Source organism: Mobiluncus sp., assembly GCF_034180645.1.
Lineage (GTDB): Bacteria > Actinomycetota > Actinomycetes > Actinomycetales > Actinomycetaceae > Mobiluncus.
In genome coordinates, this window is the sequence record NZ_JAXFNY010000016.1 from 79,915 (window position 1) to 106,585 (window position 26,671).

A 26,671-nucleotide genomic window follows, 5' to 3' on the forward strand; every position below is an offset into this window, starting at 1 on the left:
TTTCGATAATCCTGGCAACAGAAACGGGTAGTTCCGCGTTCCAGCACCTCTGTTACCTCTGCTTTCCGGCTTAATCCTATGCCAGACAGGGCCGCGGCGGCGGCCAAACACCGCACGCCGCGCCCCGCGGATAATTCACCACCCGGCTCCCCCCTACTAAGATGGTCTTATGACGAAAACCCCAACTATCTTGGCGACCTCCGGCGGATACAAAAACGGAGAACGTATCTTTACCGAGTTCAACCACCTGGTGAACTATTCACTCGAACTGTCCGGCACCACCCGTTCCAAACCGAAACTGGGCTATCTGGATACCGCGGCCGGCGACCAGCATTACCGGCTAGCCCAGCGTTACGAAGCGGCTCGCCTGGCGGGGGTCGAACTGAACCCGCTGCAACTGTTCGTCATGCCCAACGTGGAGGACATCGAAGGCTACCTCCTAGAACAGGACGCAGTGTGGGTTGACGGGGGTTCAGTGGCAAACCTGCTGGCGGTGTGGCGAGTCCACGGCCTAGACCAGATTTTCCGCCGCGTTTGGGAAGCTGGCATCGTCCTGGCCGGAGTCTCGGCCGGTTCTATCTGTTGGCACCGAGGTGGCACCACGGATTCTTTCGGGCCCGAACTTCGCGCCGTCACCAACGGTCTGGGCTTGATTCCCTACGACAACGGCGTACATTACGACGTTGAAAAACGCCGCCGCCCCACAGTGCATCGCCTGGTCGCCGAGGGTACCTTGGGCAAAACCTATTGCACCGATAACAATGTGGGTTTGGTTTACCGCGGTACCGAACTGGCCGAAGCGGTCAGCGAAGTGCCGGGCAAGTCGGCTTGGGTTGTGACCAAAGATAACGGCGAAGTTGTAGAGGAACGCCTCGAAACCCGTTTCCTGGGATAGTTTCGGCCTCTAGTCTTGCTGCCAAGACTCCCACAGCGAAGCATATTCGCCCCCGGCCGCTACCAGTTCATCGTGCGTACCCAATTCCACGATTCTCCCGTCCATCATGACTGCCACCCGGTCAGCATCGTGGGCGGTATAGAGCCGGTGGGCGATGGCGACGACGCTACGTCCCGCCAACACTCGCGACAGCGACTGTTCCAGCGAACGAGCCGCAGAGGGATCCATCAGCGAAGTTGCCTCATCCAGCACCAAAGTGTGGGGGTTCAACAACACGATTCGCGCCAGGGCAAGCTGCTGGACCTGCGCCGGATTCAGCTTCATTCCCGCGCCGCCGATTTCCGCATGCAGCCCGGTTTTTTCCGTTTCTGCCCGTGTTTTCCCCTCCGGACCGGATAATGCGGTAAAGGTCTGGGTATCGCTTCGCCCCAAGCCGCGAACCCAGTCCACTCCCACCGCGTCGAGCACCGTCCACAGTTCCTCATCACTCGCGTCGGGCCGCGCCAAACGCAGGTTGGAGGCAATCGTTCCAGTAAACACGTGCTGTTCTTGCGTGACCAAAGCGACTTGCTGGTGCAGTTCGCTTTCGGGCAAGTCCACCAGCCGCACTCCCCCGACCGTCACGGACCCGCTGGTGGGCGGGTGAATGCCCGCCAGCATTCGCCCAAAAGTGGACTTACCGGCACCCGATGGTCCGACAATGGCCAACGTTTCGCCCCCGTGAAGTTCCAGAGACACTTCGTGCAGCACATTTTGCCCCGAATGATAGGCGTAGCAAACGTCCCGAGCCACTATCGAGGACGTACCGGCGGGCGCGTGGGCACTGGCTTCCCGGTCCGGCTCGACCTGTGCGACACCAAAAATCCGTGCCAGCGAAGTGTAGGCTTCCATCGAAACATCTACCCAGAAAGTCGCTTCCCACACCGGCCCGCGCACTTGATAGGCATACAGCGCAATCGTGGAAACAGCCCCGATAGTCAAGGCTCCGCTGGGCACCAACCAGGCTCCCAGCAACACGATAACTATCAGGGGAGACAGGGTGGCGCACACAATTCCCATGAACAACCAGGAACGCATCCAGGCACTGTAGCGTTCCTGACGCCAGATTTCGCGAATGATGACATCGAGCTGGGCAATCCGTTTCCCGGACAGCCCCAGAGCGTCTACCGTGTCCGCCTGATCCAGAGTTTCCGCTACTGAACCGGACAGATCCGCCCAGGATCGGGCTGAGGACCGATAGGCGGGAACGGTCCGCGGTAAATACCACGCCATCAGTGGCCACACTCCCAGTGGCCCGATGAGCAGCATGAATGCCAACAGCGGGGAAGTCAGAAACGCCGCCACGAACGTCACCACCAACGTTGTGGTGATCATCAGAATTGCGGCGATACCCTGGCGAATCATGAATTGCAGGCGTTCAATGTCTCGCGTAGTGCGTCCCACCAAGTCGCCGGTGCCCGCACTTTCCACAGTCGACAGAGGCAGGTGAATGACAGAGTCGACCAAGCCGTCACGCAGGTGAGCAAAAATCCGCTCGCCCATCACCCGGGCACGGTATTCCGCCAGGAACGAAAATATCGCCGCCACCGCGACCACTACCAGGGAAATCACCATCTGCTGACCAACCCAGTCGCGGCTGGCCGCCCCGGCTTGAATGCGGTCAATCACGCGTCCCAGCAGCCACGGGAGGGTCACTCCCGCTAGGGACGACACCAGCTGCAGCCCCACCACTGACCCAATCGCCCCGCGATAGTCGTGAATCAGGTCTTTAACCCCACGCATCACCAGTCTTCCGCTGGCCAAAGGCAGTTTCATGACATCTCACCCCCGCTTTGCACCGAGCGGTTGATGATAGTCAGGTACGGCATGGCCGATGGGTCTCCCGACCGAGCTTTTTCCCGAAGTTCCCGATGCGAGCCGCGGACGATTTCCCGACCTGCATCGTCGAGCACAATGACTTCATCACAATGCTCCAACACCAGCACTGACGCCGAGACGATGACGGTGGTTTTCCCATGCCGCGCTTGCGCCAAACGCTGGGCGACCCGCGATTCTGTGTGCGAATCGACCGCGGAAGTCGGCTCAATAGTGACCAGCACCGCAGGATCGGCGGCTACCGCGCGAGCTAGGGCGACGCGTTGGCGCTGACCGCCCGAGAGAGTGCGCCCTTTTTCCGCCACCGCTCCGTCCAGGCCGCCATTGACGGATTCCACCACATCATCAGCATCCGCCACGTGCAGCGCGGCCAACCATTGCGAATCGCGCTCATCAACTTCGGGAACGATGAGCGAGTCCTCCTGCCGGGTCGCGTTCTCGATGACATCGCGCCACACGAGTTCGCGCACCCCTCGGTCGCGCGGCGCCGGCGAATTTGCCCCGCGCACCTGGTCTCGCAAGGTTCCGGCAAAAAGCTGCGGGTCGGTATCTGAAAGGATTATGGCGCGGCGCACAAGGTCGAGGGGCAAGGTTCTCGCGTCAGTTCCATCAATCAGAAGGGTCGGTTGTGCGCTGTCCTCTTGGCGTGCCAGGCGCCGGGCTATCGCTGCGCTGGCGTCAGGATTGGCGCAGACCAGGCCGGTAATCAGGCCCGGCTCCACCGTTACCTCGCTGACCGTGTCGGTGAGCTGAGCCAGAGCAAAATCCGTTTCCCGCCACTGTGATTGCGATGAGGCATTTTGGCGCGGCGCTTCCCCGGAAACCGTCGCTGAATCCTCGTCCATCAGGGAAGTCACGCCTTGAATCCGCGCGAGTTTGCGAACTCCGACCCAAGCTCTGGTGAATTCTTCCAGTGACCGGGTGGCAACCACGATGGGGTTGCGCAAGAATTGTGAAAACCCGAAGAACGCGACCAAACTGCCTACTGACAGTTCATCATGAAAATACAGCATTGCCCCGATGCCCACCACCAGGGCGGTGAACACCATCGGTATCACTGAACGCAGCACGCCCAGCAGCGCCGCGGGCAGGGCGACTCGAATCCCCGCGTCACGCACGCGAGCCGATTGCTGCTGATAGTGAAGCCCGAACACGTCCTCGCCGCCGATGCCACGCAAGACTCGCAGCCCCGCCACCGCATCAGCCGAGATTTCCGTGAGCTTGCCCTGTTCATCGCGGTTCTCGGTTTGCCGCCGCTGCAGCGGTTTGCCTAACAGCCCTATCAGCAGCGTTACGATGGGCAACCCAATCAGCACCGTCCAGGCCAGAGGCGGCGAGGTGCGAAACATGATGACCAGAATCATCACGGTAGAGAGCAAAGCCCCCACCATTTCGGGAATCCACAGCGCCGCCTGGCCAATCCGGTCCACGTCTGTGAGCATCGAGGTAACCACATCACCGGATTCCAATTCTCGGTTCACAGCGCGCCCATCGAGAGCTAACTTTCGACCGGCCACCCGCGCGGGGGTCGCCACCGCGTTCATCTGGACCGCAATCTCAGTGAGCTGTCCCGCCATTTGAGTCAGCGCCACACCGAGGATAACCAGGGTCAGAACCGCCAACCGGATCCAGAGTTCCCTGGTCAAACCGTGTTCTAGCCCCGCGTCCAGCACCATTCCCAGCGCCCAGGGTACGCTGACCGAAACTACGTAGTTTAACCCCGTCACCAGTGAGCCAAGTGCCAGTACACCGCCCATAGAAAGAACGAGTTTTCTGGCATAGAGGTGGGGGTCAGCGGGGTAAACGTCAGGTTCACTCTGGGGGCTGCGCAGCGGCCAGCGCCAGGTGTGTGGGGTCCTCAGCAGGGGCGGCAGCGTGACGTGTTCTTCGGCAGCGCGATGTTGTAAAAACTCGCGCGCACGGGCGTTATCTTCCACTTACGCAGCCGCCTCGGTGCCGCTACCAGGGTATGTCACAGAACCCAGAGCATCGAGAATTTTGGGGAAATCCTCACGCAAAGTGGTCCAAGCAATACTTGCGTCGATTTCGTCGGCGGTTTGCAGAAGTCGGTAGCGCAGTTCGCTGAGGATTGCCCACGGAATGCCGGGGTTGGCTTCCTTGACATCGGAATGAATTTTGGCCGCTGATTCAACCAGCACCGCAATAGAGTGATAAGCCGCGAAACGCGACTGCACCCCCGCCGGAGTCTTTGCCATAAAGGCTTTTGGGTCGCCCGAGGCGATGCCCATGCCCACGTCAAGCGTCCGAGACATGTCATCCACTCGCCACCGGGCGGCGGACACATCGTAGGGGAATAAGGACTTGGGGAATCCCCACTTCTGAAAATATGGATACTCTTCAATCTCTCGCGGTGAAAAAACATACCCGGCTCGGTATAAATCCACCAGCAGTGGCTGGAACTGCAATTTTTCATCGAGCTTCGTGACTTCACGGGGGAATCGATCAACTTTCGCGTTGCCCCAGCCGGTGTCTACGGACACGTAGACCGTGGTGCTCAGCGCATTTTCAAGTTCATTTTGCAAGCCAACCAAATCCAGCATCCCCAGGGATTTTGTGGTGCTGACCAGGAAATCTATCGGTGTAAACGCATCGTCTTGACCGGTCGAGACAGGCCCGAACATAAAAATCTCGTCGTAGCCGTATCGCGAAAAGATTCCGCGCACCACGTGGCGCTTCATACTCATCAAAGTGTGCGCCGGTACGCTGACCGCTTTTGCCAAGGCAGTTTCCTCAGCAACAGAGATGCGCCGCTTGTGGTTTTCAAAAGCACTGATGTGGGACTGGGGAACTCCGGATATCCCTGCCAGTTCTGCTTGAGTCAGCCCCAACACGTTGCGGCGCAGACGCAAAAACGCACCGGGCAGCAAATCGCGTAACGCCATAAATTTCTGTTCCATGACAAAATTATACTCCAGAAGTGTATATAAGGGAATAGTTTTGCTGGACAATTACCCGTGACGTGGTGCGGCAGTCAGAGATAACGCGCCAAGAAATCGCGAGTCCGTTCCCGCTGCGGGTGCTGGAACAGCTGCTCGGGGGGACCTTGCTCAGCGATAACCCCATCTGCCATAAACACCACGTTCTTGCTGACCGTGCGGGCGAAAGCCATCTCGTGGGTCACCACCAGCATCGTCATACCTTCCTGAGCCAGCTTTTTAATGACCTCGATGACTTCCCCGACCATTTCCGGATCCAACGCCGAGGTCGGTTCGTCAAACAACAGGACTTCCGGATCCATCGCCAGAGCACGAGAAATGGCAACCCGCTGCTTTTGCCCGCCGGACAACTGCCGCGGTTTCGCGTTCAGGAAGGGGCTCATACCGACTTTATCCAGATACTCCAAGGCCTTTTCCCGAGATTCCTCGCGGGACCGACCCAGGACTTTCATCTGGCCAATCATGCAGTTCTTTAGCACGGTCATATTGTTGAACAGGTTGAATGATTGAAACACCATCCCCACTTTTGACCGATATTTCGCCTTTTTCATGGAATGGTCCAGGATGTTCGTCCCGTGATAGAGAATTTCGCCCGAGGTGGGAGTTTCCAACAAATTGATGCAGCGCAGCAAGGTCGATTTCCCGGAGCCGGACGCCCCGATGATGGATGCCACGTCCCCCGGCCGCACCGCAAAGTCGATGTCTTTCAGGACCTCGTGAGTGCCGAAAGACTTTGAGAGGTGACGGACTGTGATGATTTCGTCGCTGGTGCTCGCCGCGGTGTTCGATTCGCTCATGAGTTCTGTCCTCCCTCGGGGCGTGCCGGTTTGTCTGACGCTGGTTTCCCGGCGGGCTTTCCCTTTCGCGTCGGACGCTTGGCGGGGTCAGGGAAGGTGTAGTTTCCGGCAGCCATCACAAGTTGATCTTCATTCATCAGCTCGTAATCGCTCTGTTCCTCGCCCGCCGCACCGGGCAACAGTTCGTAAGCATCGTCACCGTCAATCTTCTTTTCCAGTTTCCGCAACAAGAAAGAGGACAGTAGAGTCAACGTCAAATACCCCACCATCTCGATGGTAGCGGAGGGGAAGTACTTGAAAACGGCACCCGACACCATCTTGTGAACTGAGAAAAACTCCGAGAACCCGATGATGAACATGACCGAAGTGTCTTTGATGTTGATGATGAAGTTGTTGCCGATTTGCGGCAGCAGGTTGCGCAAAGCCTGGGGCAAGATGACATAGAGCATGGTCTGGAAGTGGGTCATGCCAATCGCCCTAGCCCCCTCGGTTTGGCCAGAATCCACGCTGATGATGCCCCCACGCACGGATTCCGCGATGTAGGCGCCGGTGTTAATGGAGACGACGAAAATCGACACTCCCCACATGGACTGGAACTGCAGCGCGTTATTCGTGAAGTAGGGCAGACCGTAGTAGATGAACACCGCCTGCAAAATCATCGGAGTGCCACGGAACACTTCCACATAGATCCTGATGATGACCCGGATAATCGCCAAAATCACCCGCTTGGGCAGGGGATCGGTTTGCGGGTGAGGAATTGTGTTCAAAATCCCGCAGGCAAAACCGATTACGCAGCCCAGCAAGGTGGCGATAGTAGCGAGGAGCACCGTGTTGACGATACCTGTCAAGTACACGCCGCCATACTTATTCAGCAGCGTTATGATGTCCTGCCACAGTGTCCACAGCATTTTTCTCTCCTGACGTGTTCCAGTGCGATTGGCGGATTAATCCTCTTAGGGCTGAATCTTTACCGCATCGGCCATCATGGCATCGAAGTCATCGGCGGTCTTGCCGGACAGGGCCTTGTTGATGGCGTCCTTCAGAGCGGTGTTGCCTTTCTTAACGGACACGCCGATGTTAATGTCCTCATCCGAAACTTGGAAGTCGTCGCCATCGTCGGGGAAGTCCAAAATCTTCATATCCGGGTAAGCGGCCATAGCCCCTTGACCGGTGGGCATATCGGTGACCACATAATCGACCTTGCCGGTTTCCAAAGCCACCAGCATCGCCGGAGCGGATTCGGCGGGAGACTGCCGTTTGGCGCCCTTAATCTGCGGAATCAACGTGTCGTACCAAACAGTGCCGGTTTGGCTGGTGGTCCGACCTCCCGCCAGGTCAGCCAAGCCTTTCGCGTTGGCATACTTAGAATCAGCCTTGGTCAGCACAATGATGCGGGCGTACAGGTAGGGCCCGGCAAAGTCCACGGTTTCCTCACGTTCCTTGGTCATGGACTGGCCCGCAATCGCGGCATCAATTTCGCCGGATTGCACCGCCGGAATCAGGGAATCCCACTCCAGCTGCTTAATTTCGAGCTTCCAGCCGTTGGCATCCGCAATCTGTTTGGCGGTCATCACATCGTAGCCATTAGCGTACAAGGCGGAATCTTTGATGGGTACCGCATCGTTAGATTTATCGGGCTGCGCCCAGTTGTAGGGAGCGTAGGCAGCTTCCATACCGACGGTGAAAACACCGTCCTCCAGGCCAGGAATCGCCCCGCCTTCACCAGCTGCGTTATCAGCCGCGGAACCCGCCCCGCACGCGGCGAGGGAAAAAGCCGCAGCTAGTAGGGCCGCGCCACTCAGTATCTTGTTCATCGTTAGTCCTTTCAATCGTTGCAAACAACTTTCGAAAGCTCGAACATGGCACCAAAAAAGGGGTCATGCTCCATGACCCCATACCTTGCGCGTATGCGTCATGACAGCTCTCCGCAATAGCGACAGTCGAACGGATATTGTCCGCCCGCCCGGACGTTTCCCCTTGGGAGTGGTTCACATCCTCGGCAGCCTCCCCTTTCGCTTCCGGGCCTCCCGAAGGGATTTCCCTGCCCTGATGGAAGCTAATGATGTCGGCTGCGCCTCCGTCATGCTTTTATTGCTTTCCAGTCTAGGGCTCTGGGGCGAAAGGTGCAAAAATGATAATAAAAACCGCAATCAGGAGGCTCGGATATGCAGCGGGTTTTTACTTATCACACCGGACACCCCGTCCTTGACACTTATGCACTGCGAGTGCGGATGGAGGATTACACGGTGTGTGAAACCGCCCTGGTGCCTCGCGCTGAGGTCCCGGATAACCCGCCAGCCATGAACGGCGAATCGGAGGAAGTGTTTGTTGTCTTGCGCCACGCCCTGATTGATTGGGAGACTGGGGACGCCAATCCGTGGCGCTATCTGCTGATTGACATGCGGGAAACGATTTTTCAAGAAGCGGTGCGTGAGTTTTTGCTCAGCACGAATCGCGCCGCCCTCTATAGTTATGGGCAGGTCGCCAAAAGTCTGGGGGACCCGAAAGCTGCCCGAGCTGTAGCCAGAGCTTGTGCCAGTAATCCGGTACCGCTGCTGGTGGCCTGTCACCGCGTTGTGCCGGCACCAACCGCCCAGATTTATGCCGCCCGCTACCCCAAAATTCGTCAGGAGGCCCAGGCTGCGGGCCCGTTCCCCGCTTCGCGCCGGGGCGTGCCCAAAAGGGCATTGCGGCTCGCCCAAGCCGCACTTTCCGACCTTGACCTGGGCGGTTATGCCGGTGGGACGGAATTGAAACGCGCCCTCTTGGAATACGAACTCGCGTGGAAACTGGATCTCCTGGCTAAGAGCACGGCTCGGCGAGGGTAAGCGGCGGGTGTTCGGCGCGATACTCGTTTATCTGGGCATCCGGGTCGGGATAACCCAGCGCCAGCCCGGTGATTAGCCCGTAATCTTTGGGGATGCGAAACTCCGCTTCGAGAGGCGTCCGCCAGGTCGCGAGCGTTCCAATCGCAACGGTTCCCAGCCCCCGATTCGCGGCCGCCAGCATGAGGGTGGACAGCATCAGCCCGGCATCCTGGGCGGAAAAAGGCAGCAGCGAGCGGTGGACGAACACGAAAATCCCCACCGGCGCCTGGAACAATTCCAGATTTTGGCGCACCTGCTGGGCACGCCCGGGTTCGTCCCCGCGCCCAATCCCCAGGTGCGCATAGTAACGCTTCCCGTTTGCCACCTGGCGTTTTCGCAGTTCAGGAGGGTATTTTCCCCAGGTTTTAAAGTCGGCTTTGGGTAGTTTTCCTTCCCGCAGCGCCCGCAAGAAGGCACCGGGCCGTCCGCGCAGCATCCCGGACGCGGTTTCGGCGCGGCTGGCATAGTCCGCCCGGATTCGCTCCAAGCGCTCCCCTGTGGCTACTGCCAGCACGTATCCGCGCGTGTTTGACCACGAGGCGCAGTGGCGCGCATCGTCCAAGATATCCTCCAGCACGTGCGCGGGAACTGGTTTATCCAAATAGGCTCGGACCGAATAGCGCTTTTTCAGCAGTTCGGTGAACTCCATTCCTCGTCCTTTCCTCCGGGAAAATCGCGCCGGTATTGGCTTTTTGCCTATCATATCCGACCCGATTTAGCTGCCCTGTCGCGGACGTAACCACGCCCGGTCGCCCGAAAACCACAGCCGACTTCTTATGGAAGCGCACCCGGCCGCCCGCACACCTAATGCAGTTTAAAGATTTCGCGCGGCTGCTCGTCGTTAAGCCTGTGAATCCAGTACTTTGCCGAGGATAGCGGCAGGCGTCCCTCACACACGTAGCGAGCAAGAAAAGCCGCGTCCAGCCGCCGATTCATGTCGTGACGTGCCGGAATAGACAAAAATGCCCGGGTATCGTCTATGAAACCGGACAATCTGGAGAAACCAGCGGTTTCCGTAGTGGCAGCGTGGAAACGCAGAATCGAATCCGGCGCATCGATAAACCACCAGGGAGCACCGATATACACGCTGGGATAATACCCGGCCAAGGGCGCAATCTCGCGCGAGTACACGGTTTCATCCAAGGTGAACAGCACCAGGTGCAGATCAGGCTCGTGCCCGTAGCGCTCCAGGAGCGGACGCAGCGACCTGGTGTACTCGGTGGCGACGGGAATATCATGCCCGGTATCCGCTCCGAAATGGTTGAACGCGGCGGTTGAGTGATTCCGAAACACGCCAGGATGTACGGTCATCACTAATCCGTCCTCCAGGCTCATCTGGGCAAAGCGCGTCAACATCGCCGCCTCGAAGGCGTCGGCTTGTGCGTCGCTGCCCTCACCGGAAACCAATACCTTCAGCAAGCCCGCTAGTTCCCTATCGTCAAGATCCAGGGCAGCCGGCTGCGCCACTCCGAAGTCTGCGGACACCGCCCCGCGTGCTATGAATCGGCTCCGGCTTTCCCGCATGGCTCGCAAGTAGTCTCCGAGATTATCCGGCGCGCCGCCGACGCTAGCGGTTAGCGCCTCCACGCGCTCGCGAAACTCCGGTTTGCGCCCATTCACGTAAACGTCGGGACGCCACGTGGGTGCAATCCGTCCGCCCAACTCACCTTGGGAAGTGAGTTTCGCTAGTGCCGCGTGATCCTCGAGACTGTCCAGCGGGTCGTCCGTGGTGGCGAGGAAGGCGATGGGGAAGGAGTTGAACAGCGCGCGCGGGCGGAAATCCGCCTCCGCTAGCCGCGCGCCGATTCGGTCATAGAGCACGTCAGCGTTTTGGGTGTTCGGTTCTTCGTCGATGCCAAAGAGCGTAACGAACACGTGAGTGAGCCAGTACCCTGAGGCTGTCCCGTCGAAAAGATGCCAATGCTGGCAAAACACTCGCCACGCTTCGCGCGGTTTTGTCATCGCCACTTTGCCGACACCGATACCGTTCAAGTCGACTCCGGCGGCGTTGAGCAGGCGAAACACGTAGTGGTCGTATCGTAGAAACAGCTCCGAGGCATTGGGGAAGGCCGCGTTATCCAGCAGCAGCCGGGGCTCCACGTGCCCGTGCGGAGAAATAATCGGCAGATCTTTTACGATTTCGTACAGTTCACGAGCAACCTCGCGGATGGATGGCTCCACCGGGAAGAGCCGGTCGGGATTCAGTTCCAAAGATTCCATTGTCGTCCTTCTATTCTCCCGCAGCGGGTTTGCAGTGTGCGGTGTCAGCGTTTCACGCGCGCTGAACCCCCGGCCACCAGGTTTTCGATTTCTGCCAGGCTGGCCATCGAGGTGTCGCCCGGCGTGGTCATCGCCAAGGCACCGTGGGCCGCCCCGTAGTTCACAGCCTTTTCGATGTCTCCGAACTCCATCAGACCATAAATCAGTCCGGACGCGAAGGAATCGCCCCCGCCCACGCGGTCGAGAATCTCCAAGCCATCTCGCTGGGTGGCTCGGAAAAAGCCCTGCTGACGGTCCCATGCCACCGCGCCCCAATCGTTGATAGTCGCGGTGCGAACCTGACGCATGGTCGTGCCGATGCATTGGAAATTCGGGAAGGCCCGGGAAGCCTGGTCAATCATGGCGCGAAACGACTCCACTTCCAGGTTGTCGAGGTTTTCGTTTGCCCCCTCGATTTCAAAACCAAGTGAAGCGGTGAAGTCCTCCTCATTACCAATCATGACGTCTACGTATTGCGCAAGGTCACGGTTCACTTCCTGGCACTTAGCCTGACCGCCGATACTGCTCCACAGACTGGGACGATAGTTCAGGTCGTAGGACACCACGGTGCCGTATTTTTTCGCAATCTGCATGGCGGTTTTCGCCACGTCGGCAGTAGTTTCGGACAGGGCGGTGAAGATTCCGCCGGTGTGCAGCCAACGCACCCCCAGTTTCCCGAAGAGTAACTCCCAATCAACATCGTCGGGCCGCATCTGGGAGGCGGCGGTATTTCCGCGATCATTGCAGCCGACAGCTCCGCGCACTCCATAGCCGCGTTCCGTGAAGTTGATACCGTTGCGCACGTTGCGTCCCACACCGTCGGATTCAACCCACTTGATGAAGGACGTGTCTACGCCGCCTTGCAAAATGCAGTCCTCCAGCAGCAGACCAATCTCGTCGCGGACCAGTGCCGTGACGATGGCTGTGCGCCGGGAAAAGGCGCGTCTCGAACCGCGCGCCACGTTGTATTCCCCGCCGCCTTCAGATGCTTTGAATGCTCGTGACGTGCGAATTCGGCCCTCGCCGGGGTCGAGACGCAGCATCACCTCCCCGAGAGACACCACGTCATAGCGGCACTGCGAGGCGGGACGGACTTGTAAACCACTGGGTCTGGTCATTGGCGAATCTCCTTAACCTTAGCGATGGCTTCGGCACTGAGCCGGGTAATCTGTGCAAAATCTGCGGCGTGGACAAGTTTGGCGCTCACCATCCACGAGCCTCCCACCGCCGGGACAAAGGGCGCTGAGAGCCATTCCCCCAGGTTGTCGGGGTTTACGCCGCCGGTTGGCATAAACTTCATTTGTGGGAAGGGGCCGGCGAAGGCCTTGAGCAGCCCGAGTCCCCCCAGAGCCGAGGCCGGGAAAAACTTCACGACCTCCAGACCCCACTTTAGTGTCGCCATAATATCCGTGGGGTTGGCGATACCTGGTAGCAGCGGCACGTTAGCCTCAGCTGCGGCTTTCGCGACTTCCTTTGAAACGCCGGGGGACACCAGAAACTTCGCGCCCGCGTCGACGGCTCGCCTGGCCTGTTCCTTGTTGACGACTGTGCCGGCACCAACGGTGATTTCCGGCACTTCACGGAAGATTGCGGCGATGCAATCGACCGCAACCGGGGTGCGGAAGGTGACTTCCGCCGACTTAATCCCGCCTTCCAGCAGGGCGCGCGCAGTCGGGACGGCATCCTCGACCCTGTCGAGCACCACGACCGGCACGATGGGGTTTTCTGCCAGGAGCGGCATTGCTGACGGTATTCTCATAGCTAGGCTTTCCTCCTACTTATCTTCGTGGCTTTTCACGATTGCTTCCCACAGTCCGCCGAGGTAGACCGCCCCGAGCGCCCGGTCGTAGAGGGGGTATCCGGGTCGGCCCGTTTCCCCCCAAATCATGCGACCGTGGTCCGGACGAATATAGACGTCCGGGTTGGTTTCATAGATAGCCTCCAAAATAGCGTACATATCTAGACTGCCGGTGGAGGACGGGTGGGGAGCCTCGTGGAACTTCTTCGGCCCTAGATACTTGACGTTGCGCACGTGAGCGGCGTTCATCAAACCGCGCTTGCCGAATTCGCGGAAAATCGCGGGAACATCATTGTCGGGATTGGATCCCAGCGAACCCGCACAGATGCAGAAGCCGTTGAAGCCGGAATCGTAGAGACCAGCAATCTTGTCCATGTCATCGCGATTTCGATAGATGCGCGGCAGCCCGAACAAATCCCAGGCCGGATCGTCGGGGTGGCACGCCATCTTGATACCGACCTTTTCTGCCGTGGGAATGATGCCTTCCAGGAAGTATCGGTAGTTGGCGCGCATTTTCTCGTGGTCAACCTCCTGATACTGTGCCATCACCGTATCCAGATGAGCCAGGCGTTCCGGCTCCCATCCGGGCAGAGTTAGCCCGCCGGATTCCTTCGCGGTCAGCTCCACAATGTCGCGCGGGGTCATGCCCTCAATCTGGGCATGGTCGTAGTACAGGCAGTTGGAGCCGTCCTCGGTGACGTGGGCCAGCTCGGTGCGCAGCCAGTCAAAGACGGGCATGAAGTTATAAATCACGACCTTCACACCGCACTTTGCCAGGTTCTCCAGACACTTGTTGTAGGCGTCTATGTATTTGTCGCGCGTGGGCAGACCCAGCTTGATATCCTCGTGCACGTTGACGGATTCGATAACTTCGCATTCGAGCCCGGCAGCGTGAACGCCGTCAATCATCTCCCTGATTTCGTGTTCTTCCCACACTTCCCCGGCGGCCTTGCCGTTCAAGGTGCCCATGATTCCGGTCATTTCCGGGATTTGTTTGATGTAGCGCAGCGGAATCGGGTCGTATCCTTCTCCGTACCAGCGGAATGTCATCTTCATTTGTTGTACTCCTTATCGAGGGTTGAGCGCACGGCACCAGTGCCGGCGATGAGCTGCAAAAAGTATTGTTCGGTCGCCTGCGCCAGCGGCGTGGCGTACAGGTCGGTGCGAAAGATGTCGGTGTCGGAAAGTATCGGGTAAAGTGCCTGGTGAACCTCTTTTGCGGTATGGTTTCCACCGAGGGTGATTCCCGCCACGTGCTTGTGCAGTTCGTCGTATCTGGGGTCGGATGCCGGCTCGAAAGGCTGACCGTCGTCGCCGATACCCATCAGGAAACGGCACCACAGAGCGAAAACGAACGGAATCGCCCGCAAAGTCTCGAGGTCAAGTCCGCGCGCCAGATACTTTTTGATGGTTTCGCCGAAGCGAATGGGAATCTTTTGTGAGGTATCCATGGCGATGCGCGCCGGATTGTCCGGCAAATACACGTTCGGCAGCCGCACTTCCAGCACCTCGCGCAGGAAGTCCTCGGGCTTTACCACCACCGGATTCGCCACGACCGGCAGCCCTTCCTTCCACCCCAAGTCATGCACGAGTGCGCTCAGCGCCGGATCGCGCATTTCGGCGTCAATAGTTGGGAAACGTAGCAGGGAGCCAGCCACTGCCAGCGCGGTGTGCAGGGGATTCAGGCAGGTCGTGACCTTCATGTTTTCAAAATCGTCGCAAATCTCGCGTTTCACGACCAGCACGCCGAGATCATCCCAGTTCGGACGCTCACCCGCGAATTTGTCTTCGATGATGAGGTATTCCACCGGTTCCGTATTCACGAAACCGGCCAGCGGGGTGCGGTGTGGAGTCTCAACCGCCATATCGCTAAACCCGAGACCAGCGAGTTTTTCGGCAATCACGGGGTTGGGACGCGGGGTGATTTTATCGATAACCGTGATCGGGAAAGCCACGTTTTTCTCGTCTGAAAGCCACTCCAGGAAACCTTCCGGTGCGGTTCCGTGTTCCGCCCAGCCGCGCGCAATCCTCAGAATCGATTCGCGCAGCTTATCGCCGTTATGTGAAAAATTATCGAAACTGAGCAGGGTGATTGGCGCTCCCCCCGCCCTAAACCGCTCGCACAGCAGCACCGCTGAAAGCACCATGGTCGAGGCGCGCCACCCTTCGGGATCTAACGGATTGCCGGCTTGAATCGCCGCCTCTACCCCCGGCTGCAGATTCCCGGAACCATCGCTAATAACGTAGCCTTTTTCGGTGATGGTGTAGCTCATGAGGGTGACTCCGGGGTCGCGCGCAATCTCCACCAGGCGCGAGAATTCGTCTGCGTCTCGAATCCCCAAACTTTCGCTGATTCCAGCCACCACCCGTAAATCCTGGTTTCCGTCTGGGTTCAGAGTGACCTTCAAGGTCATGAGATCATGTTTGTTCAGCTGGGTGCGCATATCTGTCGGGTCGCGTGGAGCTACTGCGGTGATCGGCCAGTGTTCCCCGCGCTCCAGCAAATCAGCGGCCATGCGGGCGGGATAGCACCGAAACAAGTTCCCCGGCCCAATATGAATCCACCGGGGACGTTTCCTGCCTTCCCTTTGCATTTCTGCCACGTCAAAGCCGGGCAGCACAATCTCGGGGGCTTTTGTTCTGATATCTTGCAACCCCGCCAGGTTCAACTCCATAGTGTCTCCTCCATGCCGGCTCTGTGTACCAGAGTTTTCACTACCGGCGCCTCAGTTTCAATTGTGTCGCTTGTGGCAACTGGCTGCATAAAATGCCAATTGTTGCCAGATACTTTTACCGGTCTCAGGGTATCGTTCTCCAGGGTGGGGTGGCCGGCAACAACTTATTAAAGTCAGCTATCAGCTGATCTTGATAGTCGCCACGGAAGCTCCCCTCCAGGAAACGTGGCAAACCCACTTCACGGAACTCCTGCCAGGACTCCGCCTCGTGACCGGGCCGGATAGGGAACCACAGCACGCCGTTATCAGCTGCGGCATGACCGTCTCCGGGAGCATCGCCGAGCAACAAAATCCGATCCGCATCGTACTTTCCCACCGCAGCTTCTGCCAGCTGCTGGGATTTCGTGCCCATTTCCTGCCCGGCGATGAGTGCCATATAGCGCTTGAGGTCGTGTTCTTCCCACTCGTGGTTGAGCATCTTCAGCGAGGCAGCCGAGACCACCATCGCATCAACCTTCCCCTGCATGGCCTCCATCGCTTCGCGCACCCCGTGGAAGGGCGCGCAGTTGTGCACAATCCACGCCACCAGTTCGTTTACAATCTCTCCCCACCTGATGCTGCGTTCGATTTCCTCCGAAGGGTGCTGGGCGGCCCACTGCTTGATTCCCGCCTCGCTGAGCGGCAGCCCAGAAGTCACGAAGCCGTGAAGCTCCCTACCTTCGGGGAGTTTCACCTCGGATTCAAGCACCTCTGGTCGCTGTTTCAACAGGTCAAACAGCAAATCGAGTCCCGCCCAGCGATTGATGCCGCGATGAATCGAAAACAGATTCATGTAAATCGCGGTTTCGCGGGTCAGAGTGGAGATGGGCTGCAGGTCAAAGGCCTTAATGTAGGCCGGGGTGAAACACTCGAAGTGCTTGATGTTCATCTGGTCGATGGCACACCCGTCTGAATCAATCCCGATGAAAAACTCCGTCTGGGGCTTGAAGTCCTCGAGAATCTTGGCCTCGTTCATGCTCAACCCTCCTAGATCCGCGTGTCCGTAAGACCGCAGAAGGCATCGACCGGACTGACCCCCTTGAACTGAGATTTGCCCTCCAGCTTGTCCACCAGGGCTTGCAGCGTGAAAGGTTTATCGTCGTAGCAGTTGATATAGGTCTTGACCTGCGGCACGTCCACCAGGGCGTAGGGCGTGGCGGTGGACACATAGATAGTGGGCAGTTCATGGACATACCAGGGTATATCCACCGTCCCCTTCGTGGCCGGCCACATCACTCTCTCGGTAGGCTGCATCATGCCGTCAATCTTGGAAATCAGGAGCACCAGGTCGTAACGCTCGGTGAGGTTTGCAATCGGCGCCTTACCGGCATAAACATTCTTGACTGCTTCCCCCTGTTCCTCCGGGGTCATCTCGGCGAGTTTATCCAATAGGGATTCGTGACGATCCACTTCGTAGCCACGTTCACGCAATATTTCCGCTACGCGGTCCGCCGGGTGAGTCGCTTCCCCACCGCCTCCGAAAGCCCTCGAAATCGGATTTTGCGGCCCGGAAACCGAAACCACCAGCACGCGGCGGTGCGTGGCGGGAGAAATCGGCAGGTTCTCAGGCTGCTTGTGCTTCACCAAAGTGATGGCGTCCTCCGCCAACTTCGGTGCCACCGCCGTGTTCTCGGGCAGCCCGATTCGGCTCATCGCCTCGGCTTTGGGGGTGAGGATTTCTTCTCGCGGGGTGCGGTGCAAGCCCAGACGCGCCTTCAACCCCAGGATTCTCTCCAGGGCATTCTGGAGGGTGTCTGCGCTGATACGACCGTCTTTGACGCCCTGCATCATCCACGCAAAGTCCTCGTCGGGATCGTTGAAGAACAGGAACAGGTCGATTCCCGCCCCAATCGCCGCCGGGAGGATATCGCTGCGCTTCATGGCGCCCGTCATCGCCACCATGTGTGACGCGTCGGTGACGACGACGCCGTTAAACCCGAGTTTGCCTCGCAGCAGCCCCGTGATGAGTTCCGGGCTCAAGGTTGCTGGCAGCAAGTCGTCATCGCTGATTCCGGGGTTGAAGTGCTTTTGATAGGCCGGCTGCATAATGTGGCCCACCATGATGGAGGGCAGCCCATCGTCAATCAAGCCTTTATACACCTTGCCGAAGGTCTGGTCCCACTGCTCGCAAGTGTAGGAGTTCACCGAATTCGACAGGTGCTGGTCGCGTTCGTCCAGTCCGTCGCCGGGAAAGTGCTTGGCTGCCGGCATGATGCCGGACTCCATAATGCCGCGCATATAGGCACGTGAGAGAGCCAGCACGCGATCGGGGTCGTCGCTGAAGGCACGGTTGGACAGAATCGGGTTATGCCAGTTACGCATAATGTCCACAATCGGGGCAAAACTCCAGTTGCAGCCGATGGCCCCGGCTTCCACCCCGGAAACCCTGCCCATCTCGTAGGCGTATTTCTCGCCGAGTTCGCCAGGCGCCGCCCCGATTTTGACTTCGTAGCCCACGTAGGTGCCGTCTGTGCAGGCGCCGTTGCCACCGGCTTCGGTGTTCGCCGCAATCAGCAGCGGAATCTTGGATTTGGTTTGCAGAATGTAGTTCTGTTCCCAAACCTCCTCCGCGCTGCCGGGGTTGTAGCGCACCGCTCCAATGTGGTAGCGGTCGAGCACATCGGTGAGGTATTCCTCAGAGCGCTCGGCCCCCATGTTTACAAAGAGCTGCCCGACTTTCTCTTCCAGACTCATATTCGCAATCGTGTCGCGCACCCACTTGGCGTCCTCTTCGCTGAGGTTATAGGGTTTAGCGCTCAAATCAACCATGTTTTTTCCTTTCCTAAATGTCACGTCGGACCGGGTTTCTTGTTGCGGAGGAACCCGGAATCCTCGCCGGAGATTGCTGCCCCGTCCCCAGAGGATTTTTAGTCTCCGTCAGGGGCACCCTGCGCAGCCTTCTTGGCTTCGCGACGCCGGCTCAGCTCCTCGGTATTGGCCATAACCTGTTTGCGGCTCAGAGGATAGATGAAGAGGAAAATCAGTCCCACAACCACAATAATGGCGGCAGGAACCAGCAGATAGAGAGTATAAATGCCCTGCAGAGTCTCGGGGGACTGGTGACCTCCCGCTTTTGCGACCTCCGCATCGTAACCCACCGTGCTAATGGCGAATCCGACCAGCCAACCGGCCAGAGCTTGACCGAGCTTGCGTGCCCACGAGTAGATGGCATAAACCGTACCGTCGTCACGCTCCCCGCTCTTGAGTTCCTGATAATCCAGCACGTCAGTCAGCACAGCCCAGATGAGGATATTGAAGGTATTGGGTCCCAACTGGATGAAGAAGAGAATCACCACGAAAACAACCGCGCTCTTGATTCCCAGCATCCAGGTCACGAAGCAGATTATGGAAGTAAAGAACATTGCTCCCACAATGATTTCTTTCTTCCCCAGTTTCATAGCCATCGGGGTGGCAATAAGAGAGAGCAAGAATACCGGCACAATCGAAACTACCTGACCGGTGCTCATCATGCCGGCATCTTCAAAATAGTCCTTCCACAAGTAGGCCAGCGTGCCGCTCATCAAGAAGTTTGCCAGCAGGAACAGCAGCGCCCCGAGTACCAGTGCCCACAGCGGACGGTTCGTCAGCAGGGTCTTTAGGAAGCCCTGCGTATCACCGCCCTTTGCTTTTTCAGCAGCGATTTCTTCGCGGGTCTTGCGCTTGAAAACAATACGTTCGGTCACCATCGAGTAGCACGCCAGGTAGCAGGCGACGGCGCAAATTCCGCAGACAATAGCGGCACCAGCCATGCGGGTGGCGTCCATCTTATTGTTGACGAAAATTACGCGAGGCAGCACGGCAGAAATCGTCAGAAAAGCCAGCTGACCACCCACGGAACGGAACACCGACAGCGAAGTGCGGTGCTTGGGATCGGTGGAAATAACCGCCGCCATGGAACCATAGGGAATATTAATCGAGGTATAGAAGATTGATCCCCAGATAAAGTAGGTAACCACCATATAGGTAACACGAACCGCATAACTGGAGTCCACCACGAACGGCATATACATCATGGTGGAAGCCAGGGCTACCGGGATACACATCCGCAGAATCCAGGGGCGGAAACGCCCTTTCTTACTGGGTTTCAGCAGGTCGAGCAGGCGCCCCATGCCGACATCGGTAAATGCATCCACGATACGCGCCACTAGGAACAAAGTTCCCACGTGAGCCGGATTAATGCCCATGACATCGGTGTAAAACACCATGAAAAACATCATTTGGAGCAAAAAGGTGAAGTCGTTTCCGAAGTCACCGAACATATAGCCAATCTTGTCACGCAGCCCGAAAGGACGTTTTTTCGTTGCAGGCGTGGAGTTTGAGTTTGCCATCGAAGTTCCTTTGCTTCTCGAATTCCCTCCCGGTTAGCAGCGTCGCTAGCAGGTAAACGAGGTACCACGTTGGGATAAAAACATCTTCACACCTTAAACAGAGGTTGCGGATGCAGTTGCCAATAATTGCCGAGAATTCTCCTCCAAAACCCCAAATAGGAAATATATTGGATAAAACGCGACTTTGTGGCAACTTTTAGCAACAACGTGGTATTGGGCTGATTTTCTGGTTGCATTAGTTTTAGACGGGCAAAGCAGCCCGCACGGCAGGCCCCGAAGGCCGTAAAACAGTAAGGAGCCACCAAATGTTAGCTGTTCGCGAATCATCTTCCCGCAGCGTTTTCGTCCTCGACGGTATCTGGGACTTCACCGTAGACAAGGACAACCAAGGCGTGGAACAGCGTTGGTTTGCCGCGCCTCTGCCAGAGTCCACGACGATGGCGGTACCGGCCTCGTTCAACGACGTGGTGACGGATGTGGCACTGCGCGACCACGTCGGATACCTGTGGTACCAACGCGAGGTGCGAGTCCCGCGCAACCTGGGCAGAGACCGTCTGGTGCTGCGATTCGGTTCCGCCACGCACTGCGCTATTGTCTGGGTAAACGACACCGAAGTCATGCGTCACGTCGGAGGATACCTTCCTTTCGAAGCCGACATCACCGACCATATCAGCGGTAAAGAGACCTTCCGTTTGACCGTCGCGGTGGACAACCGCCTGTCTTGGAACAGCATTCCCCCGGGTTACGTCAAAACCGACTCTACAGGTAGGCGCGTTCAGACCTACTTCCACGACTTCTATAACTATGCCGGGATTCACCGCAGCGTGAAGCTCTATACCCGTCCCGAAACCTACGTGAAAGACATCACCGTGGTCACCGAGATTGAAGGCACCACCGGCATTGTGAAATATGACGTAGTGACCGGCGGTAGCGGGGATGTGTCCGTGAAGTTGAAGTGCGCCGACGGCAAGGTTGTCGCCAGCGCTGACGGCACGCAGGGTACGCTCCGGGTGGAAGACGCGCATTTCTGGGCGCCGGGAGACGGATACCTCTATACCTTGGAGGTACACGCCGGCGAGGACGTGTACCCGCAGACCGTGGGGATTCGCACCGTAGAAGTCAAGGACTCCCAGTTCCTTATCAACGGCAAACCGTTCTATTTCCGAGGCTACGGGCGTCACGAAGACAATATCGTGCGCGGCAAGGCCCACGACGACGTCATGATGGTGCACGACTTTGAACTGATGAAGTGGCAGGGAGCGAACTCCTTCAGGACTTCCCACTACCCTTACGCCGAAGAGGTGATGGATTATGCCGACCGGATGGGATTCGTTGTGATTGACGAAACTCCGGCGGTGGGTTTGAACACCGGGCTTGGCGGAGGAATCTTTGGAGACCAAGGCTTCAAGACCTTTTCTCCGGAAACTGTTAACGAGAAAACCCAGGAAGCACATCGGCGAGAAATCGAAGATTTGATTGCCCGCGACAAGAACCACCCCTGCGTAGTTATCTGGTCGATTGCGAACGAGCCAGAAACTAGCACGCCGGAATCACGGGAATACTTCGAGCCTCTGGCCGCCGCCGCCAAGGCGGCCGACCCCACCAGGCCGGTGGGTTACGTAAACGTGATGCTCTCCCCGCCAGAACTTGAAAAAATTACCGATCTCTTCGATGTGATTATGCTCAACCGCTACTACGGTTGGTACGTCAACACCGGGAACTTGGCGGATGCCGAAAAGGCGCTGCGCGACGAGCTGCGCGGCTGGATTGATGACTATCCTGGCAAGCCGATTATCTTTACCGAATACGGCCCGGACACCATGCCCGGGCAAGCCGACCTGTATCGTCGTCCCTGGTCAGAAGAGTTCCAGATTGATATGCTCGCTATGTTCCATCGGGTTTTCGACGACACCCCGCAGGTCGTCGGCGAACAGATGTGGAACTTCGCTGACTTTTTGACGATGCCGGGAATCATGCGCGTGGGCGGCAACAAGAAGGGGATGTTCACGCGGGATCGCGCTCCCAAACCGGCCGCCTACGCCGTGAGGGCACGCTGGCTGGCTATGCGCGACGAGCTGGGCTGCTAGAATCGCCGCGCCGTAACACAAGGAAACCGCCACCACCAGCAACACCGAGTGTAGACAAGGAAAGGAGGACAATGTCGCACCGCAAGAAAGTCACAATTTACGACATCGCTGCAGATGTTGGCGTGGCGCCGTCCACTGTTTCTCGCGCGCTGTCTCGCCCGGATCGGGTCAGCGCCGACACCGCCGCGCGCATTTTTGCCGCAGCTGAGAGGCTGGGGTATTCCAGTGTGGGGGCAACCTACAGCGGGGATGCGCACCTGTCGAACATCCTGGTCCTGGTGGTGGCGGACTTGGCTAACCCCATCTACGAGGAAATTTCCGAAGGATTTCAACAGGCCGCCGGAGATGCCGGTTACACAACCATTATCCTCAACACGCAGGAAAGCGGTGCCCTGGAACAGAAAACAATTCAGCAGATTATCGCTCGGGTGGACGGGGTGGCGTTGGCCGCTTCCCGTCTGGACGCCGGTTCAATCAATAAGATCGAGAAGCAGCGCCCCCTCGTGCTGCTCAACCGCTACATGAAGGGCCACACCTGCGTGATTCCTGAAACCGAACGCGGGATGACCCACGTATTTCGCTACCTCAGCGATTTGGGACACCGCAGTGTGCTTTACATCTCGGGACCGGAAATGTCGTGGGCGAACGCGATTCGCTGGCGGGTTGCTTCCCAAATTGCACCGAAGTACGGTCTTACGCTCACCCACACCGACTATGTCTCCCCGGATCCGGCAGGAGGAGCGGAGGCATTCGTCACGTGGAACATCACCAATCGCACCAGCGCCGTGCTGGCTTTCAATGACCTGACGGCTGCCGGTTTCATGCGAGAGGCCCGTGCCCACCAGGTGCGGATTCCCCAGGATGTGTCGGTTGTCGGCATCGATAACTCTTTGTTGACGACACTCGTCTACCCGGAACTCTCCTCTTTGGCATCCGCCTCACAAGAGATTGGTAAACGCGGAGCGGAATCTCTCATCTGGCAGGTGACGCACCGTTCCAGTCGGGAACGTAAACTCCTGCAACTCCCAATCGAGTTCATTCCCCGCGCTTCCACCGGACCGGCGAAAACGTCCTAGGACGCAGGGTCTACCCCGATTGGAGGAAACCCCACCCGGTCGGCGGCGACCCTAGTTCCTAAAGGAATGCACCTCATAATTGCTTTCACGTTCTCACGCCGGTCTTTGACGATTCCTAGATTCACTTTTCATCAGTTTTGCCCCTTCAGCGATAATGGACTCGTGACAACCGCTTTGATTCTGTCAACCCTCGCCCAAGCATTCGTGCTCTTCGTGGTCACTAACATCGACCACTTGATGCTGCTGACCTTATGGTTTGTCCACGGTCACCAGCGACCCGGCACAACGTTGCGTATCTGCGCAGGTCAATACCTCGGTTTCAGCGCTATTTTGGCAGCCACCGTGATCCTGAACCTGATTTCCGGTTTCGTCATACCCGAGGCGCAGCTTCATCTGCTGGGTCTGATACCGCTGGCACTGGGATTGAAAGCCGCAGTCTGCGAAATCCGGGAGCGCTTGCAGGCTCAAGAATCTGAGGACGAGGACGAAGCAGAATCACAACTAAAAGGGAAAAACGTCAGCGTCGGCGCGGTCGCCCTGCTCACCATCGCGAACGGAGGCGACGAAATCGGGGTTTATCTGCCGGTTTTTGCCTTGTCGGCCTGGTGGCAAGTCGCTATATTCTGCGCAACGTTTCTGGTGCTGGCGGGTGCGCTGTTGGCTCTGGCGTGGTTCATTACCGGACGTTTAGGGCTCGCAGAGGTTCTGGAACGATTCGAGGCGGTGCTCTTTCCGAGTGTGCTTATCCTGCTCGGGGTGCTCATCCTCGCCGGATGGCTCTAGGCGGCACACGGTTATCCGGCCAGCTTTGTGTCCCCAGCGCAAACCACTGCCAGCACCTCTTTTATCCGCAGAGATGCCGAAGCAATTGTTTCTGCCGCTGGAAATGCCATAAAAATTGAAAAGGGAAACGAATCGATGGCGCCAACTGATAGTGGAATCGTGTGGCAGCTTGACTTCATCATACGTCGCGCGGCTCGGCGAGGGTAAGCGGCGGGTGCTCGGCGCGATACTCCTATCCACGACAAGGGGTCATTGGCATGTTGCTTGGGCTACAGCCCCAGCCACGCCCCTTGGGGACGGTTGGCATAAACCTCGCGATAGAAATCCTGGCGCTCCAACTTCGCGGCGGCTGCCTCGTCCAGCAGCACCTTAACATTGTTGTGCAGCTGCAAAGCCGAACCGGTGCAAGAGATAGAGACCGGACCCTCCACCATGTCACGAACCGCGTCAGCTTTGTTAGAGCCAGTAGCAATGAGCAGGATTTTTCGCGCCCGCAAGATGGTGCCCACCCCTTGCGTGAGCGCGTGCCTAGGCACCTTATCAATGTCTCCGTCAAAGAATCGAGCGTTGTCGCGGCGGGTTTGGGCGGTCAACACCGCGGGGTGCGTCAAGGACTTTAAGGACGTGCCGGGTTCATTGAACGCAATATGCCCATCCGCTCCGATACCCAGAATCTGTATATCAATTCCGCCTACACCAACAATAGCCTGTTCATAACGTTGACATTCCGCTAACAAGTCCGTGGCTAGGCCGTCTTCTCCATATACCGAGTTATGGTCTATATCCGTGATATCGGCAAACTCCCGGCGAATAAAGTTATGGTACGCCTCGGGGTGATCCTGAGGCAGCCCCACGTATTCATCGAGCTGGAAAGCCTGTGCGCGGCTTAGAGACAAACTCCCGGCCTGAACCCGGCGTGAAAGTTCTTGATAAATTGGCAGCGGGCTAGAACCTGTCGCCACCCCCAGCACGGCATTGGGTTTGTCCGCGTAGACCTCGCAGATGGCCTCCGCAGCAACGACTGCTAAATCTTGCTCCGTTGGTTTAATAATGAGTTCCATAATGATTACCTTCCATTGTTTTAATTTTCCGGCTAAGCTCCGAGTTCCATCTCAACGCACCTGCTGACCACGACGAAACACGTGTTGAACCTGCAGGGCACTCAACTCGACTACCAAGTCCGCGTAGGCCCCCGGTACCAACACTCCAATGTCTGTCCGACCCAGCAAAGCCGCAGGTCGAGCCGTAGCGGCATGAAGCGCCAACCAAATATCCACTCCTGCGGTATAAGTTGCAAAACGTATCGCCCGGGACAGGGTCAGGGTGGAGCCGGCAATGGATCCGTTGGATTTTAAACGTGCTACCGCGTCACGAACTTCAACCTCGAGGGGCCCCAACAGATAATCTCCGTCCGGCGAGCCCGCGGCCGCCATCGCATCAGTAACCAAGACTGTGTCCCGCCCTTTGGCATCAAACACGAACTTCACGGTGGCCGGGTGGGAATGTACGCCGTCAGCGATGATTTCTACCGGCAATCCCGGCGTTTCCAAGGCGGCCACGATGGGCCCAGGCTGGCGGTGATGAATCGGTTTCATCGCGTTGAACAGGTGGGTGACATTTTGCGCCCCATTGGCCAGTGCGGCTTTCATCGTGTCGTAGTCTGCGTTCATATGTCCTGGAGCGGCAATGATTCCTTGTGACACCAGCCAGCGCACGGCCTCCAACCCGCCGCGACGTTCAATAGCGAGGGTCACCATTTTCACCGGACCAGCTTGGCAGAGGCGCTGGACCTCGTCCAGAGCCGGGTCGCGCAGCAGCTTGGGGTCATGGGCTCCCTTGTATTCCTCAGCCATCCACGGGCCCTCCAAGTGGACGCCCAAAATTTCACCGGCGTCATAGAGCGGCGCCAAATCCTGAATCTGGGATTCCAAGTGGTCCAAAGTGTCCGTGACCAGGCTGGCCATAATGGAAGTCGTACCCTCGTTACGGTGGGTGGCGATGACGGTACGGGCCGCCTCAGCCCCGTTAGTGAAAGCCTCTCCCCCGCCGCCGTGAGAATGAATATCCACGAATCCGGGGGCGAGGATAGCCGTCCCAAAATCCACATCGGCCCGGACTTGTGCGGCCGCCGGCCCGCTGAGAACCTCAGCGATACGGTCATTTTCCACCCGCACTGCCCCCGGTCCTAGGACCTGGTTACCATCGAATAACGTGTCTGCGCGATAGATTGTCATG

22 protein-coding genes and 1 riboswitch are annotated in these 26,671 nt (G+C 57.9%); of the genes, 5 read left to right on the plus strand and 17 right to left on the minus strand.

Translation table 11 applies throughout. The annotated features are described in order from the left end of the window. Positions 1-169 precede the first annotated feature (169 nt). Positions 170-895, plus strand: coding sequence for a peptidase E (locus SPI05_RS07265; RefSeq protein WP_321077430.1), 726 nt, complete (start codon positions 170-172; stop codon positions 893-895). Between the two features lie 9 nt (positions 896-904). Here the strand turns inward: SPI05_RS07265 and SPI05_RS07270 are convergent, their stop codons facing one another. From SPI05_RS07270 to SPI05_RS07295, 6 genes are all read right to left on the minus strand, one after another. Beyond that, on the minus strand, positions 905-2,710 hold the full coding sequence (locus SPI05_RS07270; RefSeq protein ID WP_321077432.1) for an ABC transporter ATP-binding protein: 1,806 nt from the start codon (positions 2,708-2,710) through the stop codon (positions 905-907). Further along, a complete protein-coding gene (locus SPI05_RS07275) occupies positions 2,707-4,707 on the minus strand; it encodes an ABC transporter ATP-binding protein (protein ID WP_321077433.1) in 2,001 nt (666 codons plus the stop codon). Before SPI05_RS07275 ends, SPI05_RS07270 begins: the two co-directional genes overlap by 4 nt. After that, positions 4,708-5,688, minus strand: a complete 981-nt coding sequence (locus tag SPI05_RS07280) for a helix-turn-helix domain-containing protein (RefSeq protein ID WP_321077434.1) — start codon at positions 5,686-5,688, stop codon at positions 4,708-4,710. A 74-nt stretch (positions 5,689-5,762) separates the two neighbouring features. Then, entirely contained in the window at positions 5,763-6,524 is a 762-nt protein-coding gene (locus tag SPI05_RS07285; RefSeq protein WP_321077435.1) for an amino acid ABC transporter ATP-binding protein, read from the minus strand. Next, on the minus strand, positions 6,521-7,432 hold the full coding sequence (locus SPI05_RS07290) for an amino acid ABC transporter permease (protein WP_321077437.1): 912 nt from the start codon (positions 7,430-7,432) through the stop codon (positions 6,521-6,523). The genes SPI05_RS07285 and SPI05_RS07290 overlap by 4 nt, the downstream gene beginning before the upstream one ends. A 45-nt stretch (positions 7,433-7,477) precedes the next feature. Further along, positions 7,478-8,338: a transporter substrate-binding domain-containing protein gene (locus SPI05_RS07295; RefSeq protein WP_321077439.1), complete on the minus strand. Its 861-nt coding sequence runs from the start codon at positions 8,336-8,338 to the stop codon at positions 7,478-7,480. Positions 8,339-8,434: 96 nt separating this feature from the next. Continuing rightward, positions 8,435-8,612, minus strand: a riboswitch (Lysine riboswitch). 77 nt (positions 8,613-8,689) lie between these two features. On the opposite strand from SPI05_RS07295, the gene SPI05_RS07300 reads away from it, so the two are divergent. Then, positions 8,690-9,352, plus strand: a complete 663-nt coding sequence (locus SPI05_RS07300; RefSeq protein WP_321077441.1) for a methylated-DNA--[protein]-cysteine S-methyltransferase — start codon at positions 8,690-8,692, stop codon at positions 9,350-9,352. Here the strand turns inward: SPI05_RS07300 and SPI05_RS07305 are convergent. The 9 genes from SPI05_RS07305 to SPI05_RS07345 form a co-directional block, all read right to left on the minus strand. Next, positions 9,327-10,040, minus strand: coding sequence for a nitroreductase (locus SPI05_RS07305; protein WP_321077443.1), 714 nt, complete (start codon positions 10,038-10,040; stop codon positions 9,327-9,329). The genes SPI05_RS07300 and SPI05_RS07305 overlap by 26 nt on opposite strands. Positions 10,041-10,195: 155 nt before the next feature. Next, positions 10,196-11,611 (minus strand): glucuronate isomerase, encoded by a 1,416-nt coding sequence (gene uxaC, locus SPI05_RS07310; RefSeq protein WP_321077445.1) that lies wholly within the window; start codon positions 11,609-11,611, stop codon positions 10,196-10,198. A 44-nt stretch (positions 11,612-11,655) separates the two neighbouring features. Continuing rightward, positions 11,656-12,768, minus strand: coding sequence for a sugar kinase (locus tag SPI05_RS07315; protein ID WP_321077447.1), 1,113 nt, complete (start codon positions 12,766-12,768; stop codon positions 11,656-11,658). Then, positions 12,765-13,409 carry a bifunctional 4-hydroxy-2-oxoglutarate aldolase/2-dehydro-3-deoxy-phosphogluconate aldolase gene (gene eda / locus SPI05_RS07320; protein WP_321077449.1) on the minus strand — a complete coding sequence of 215 codons (645 nt, stop codon included), beginning with the start codon at positions 13,407-13,409 and terminating at the stop codon, positions 12,765-12,767. Before eda ends, SPI05_RS07315 begins: the two co-directional genes overlap by 4 nt. Before the next feature lie 15 nt (positions 13,410-13,424). Continuing rightward, positions 13,425-14,504 carry a mannonate dehydratase gene (locus SPI05_RS07325; protein WP_321077452.1) on the minus strand — a complete coding sequence of 360 codons (1,080 nt, stop codon included), beginning with the start codon at positions 14,502-14,504 and terminating at the stop codon, positions 13,425-13,427. After that, on the minus strand, positions 14,501-16,123 hold the full coding sequence (locus SPI05_RS07330) for a mannitol dehydrogenase family protein (RefSeq protein WP_321077454.1): 1,623 nt from the start codon (positions 16,121-16,123) through the stop codon (positions 14,501-14,503). Before SPI05_RS07330 ends, SPI05_RS07325 begins: the two co-directional genes overlap by 4 nt. 124 nt (positions 16,124-16,247) lie before the next feature. Further along, on the minus strand, positions 16,248-17,138 hold the full coding sequence (locus SPI05_RS07335; RefSeq protein ID WP_321077456.1) for a hypothetical protein: 891 nt from the start codon (positions 17,136-17,138) through the stop codon (positions 16,248-16,250). A gap of 11 nt (positions 17,139-17,149) precedes the next feature. Next, on the minus strand, positions 17,150-18,931 hold the full coding sequence (locus tag SPI05_RS07340) for a glycoside hydrolase family 3 protein (RefSeq protein ID WP_321077458.1): 1,782 nt from the start codon (positions 18,929-18,931) through the stop codon (positions 17,150-17,152). 98 nt (positions 18,932-19,029) lie between these two features. After that, entirely contained in the window at positions 19,030-20,490 is a 1,461-nt protein-coding gene (locus SPI05_RS07345; protein WP_321077460.1) for a glycoside-pentoside-hexuronide (GPH):cation symporter, read from the minus strand. A gap of 305 nt (positions 20,491-20,795) precedes the next feature. Here SPI05_RS07345 and uidA point away from each other — a divergent pair, with 305 nt between their 5' ends. The 3 genes from uidA to SPI05_RS07360 all read left to right on the plus strand — a co-directional run bounded on the left by uidA (position 20,796) and on the right by SPI05_RS07360 (position 24,436). Next, positions 20,796-22,577 (plus strand): beta-glucuronidase, encoded by a 1,782-nt coding sequence (gene uidA / locus SPI05_RS07350; RefSeq protein ID WP_321077462.1) that lies wholly within the window; start codon positions 20,796-20,798, stop codon positions 22,575-22,577. A gap of 71 nt (positions 22,578-22,648) precedes the next feature. After that, on the plus strand, positions 22,649-23,653 hold the full coding sequence (locus SPI05_RS07355; RefSeq protein ID WP_321077464.1) for a LacI family DNA-binding transcriptional regulator: 1,005 nt from the start codon (positions 22,649-22,651) through the stop codon (positions 23,651-23,653). 162 nt (positions 23,654-23,815) lie between these two features. Continuing rightward, a complete protein-coding gene (locus SPI05_RS07360; RefSeq protein ID WP_321077466.1) occupies positions 23,816-24,436 on the plus strand; it encodes a cadmium resistance transporter in 621 nt (206 codons plus the stop codon). Positions 24,437-24,705: 269 nt separating this feature from the next. On the opposite strand, the gene nagB is transcribed toward SPI05_RS07360, so the two are convergent. Both nagB and nagA read right to left on the minus strand, forming a co-directional pair. After that, on the minus strand, positions 24,706-25,497 hold the full coding sequence (nagB, locus tag SPI05_RS07365) for a glucosamine-6-phosphate deaminase (protein ID WP_321077468.1): 792 nt from the start codon (positions 25,495-25,497) through the stop codon (positions 24,706-24,708). A gap of 51 nt (positions 25,498-25,548) precedes the next feature. After that, positions 25,549-26,670: an N-acetylglucosamine-6-phosphate deacetylase gene (nagA, locus tag SPI05_RS07370; protein ID WP_321077470.1), complete on the minus strand. Its 1,122-nt coding sequence runs from the start codon at positions 26,668-26,670 to the stop codon at positions 25,549-25,551. Position 26,671 lies beyond the last annotated feature (1 nt).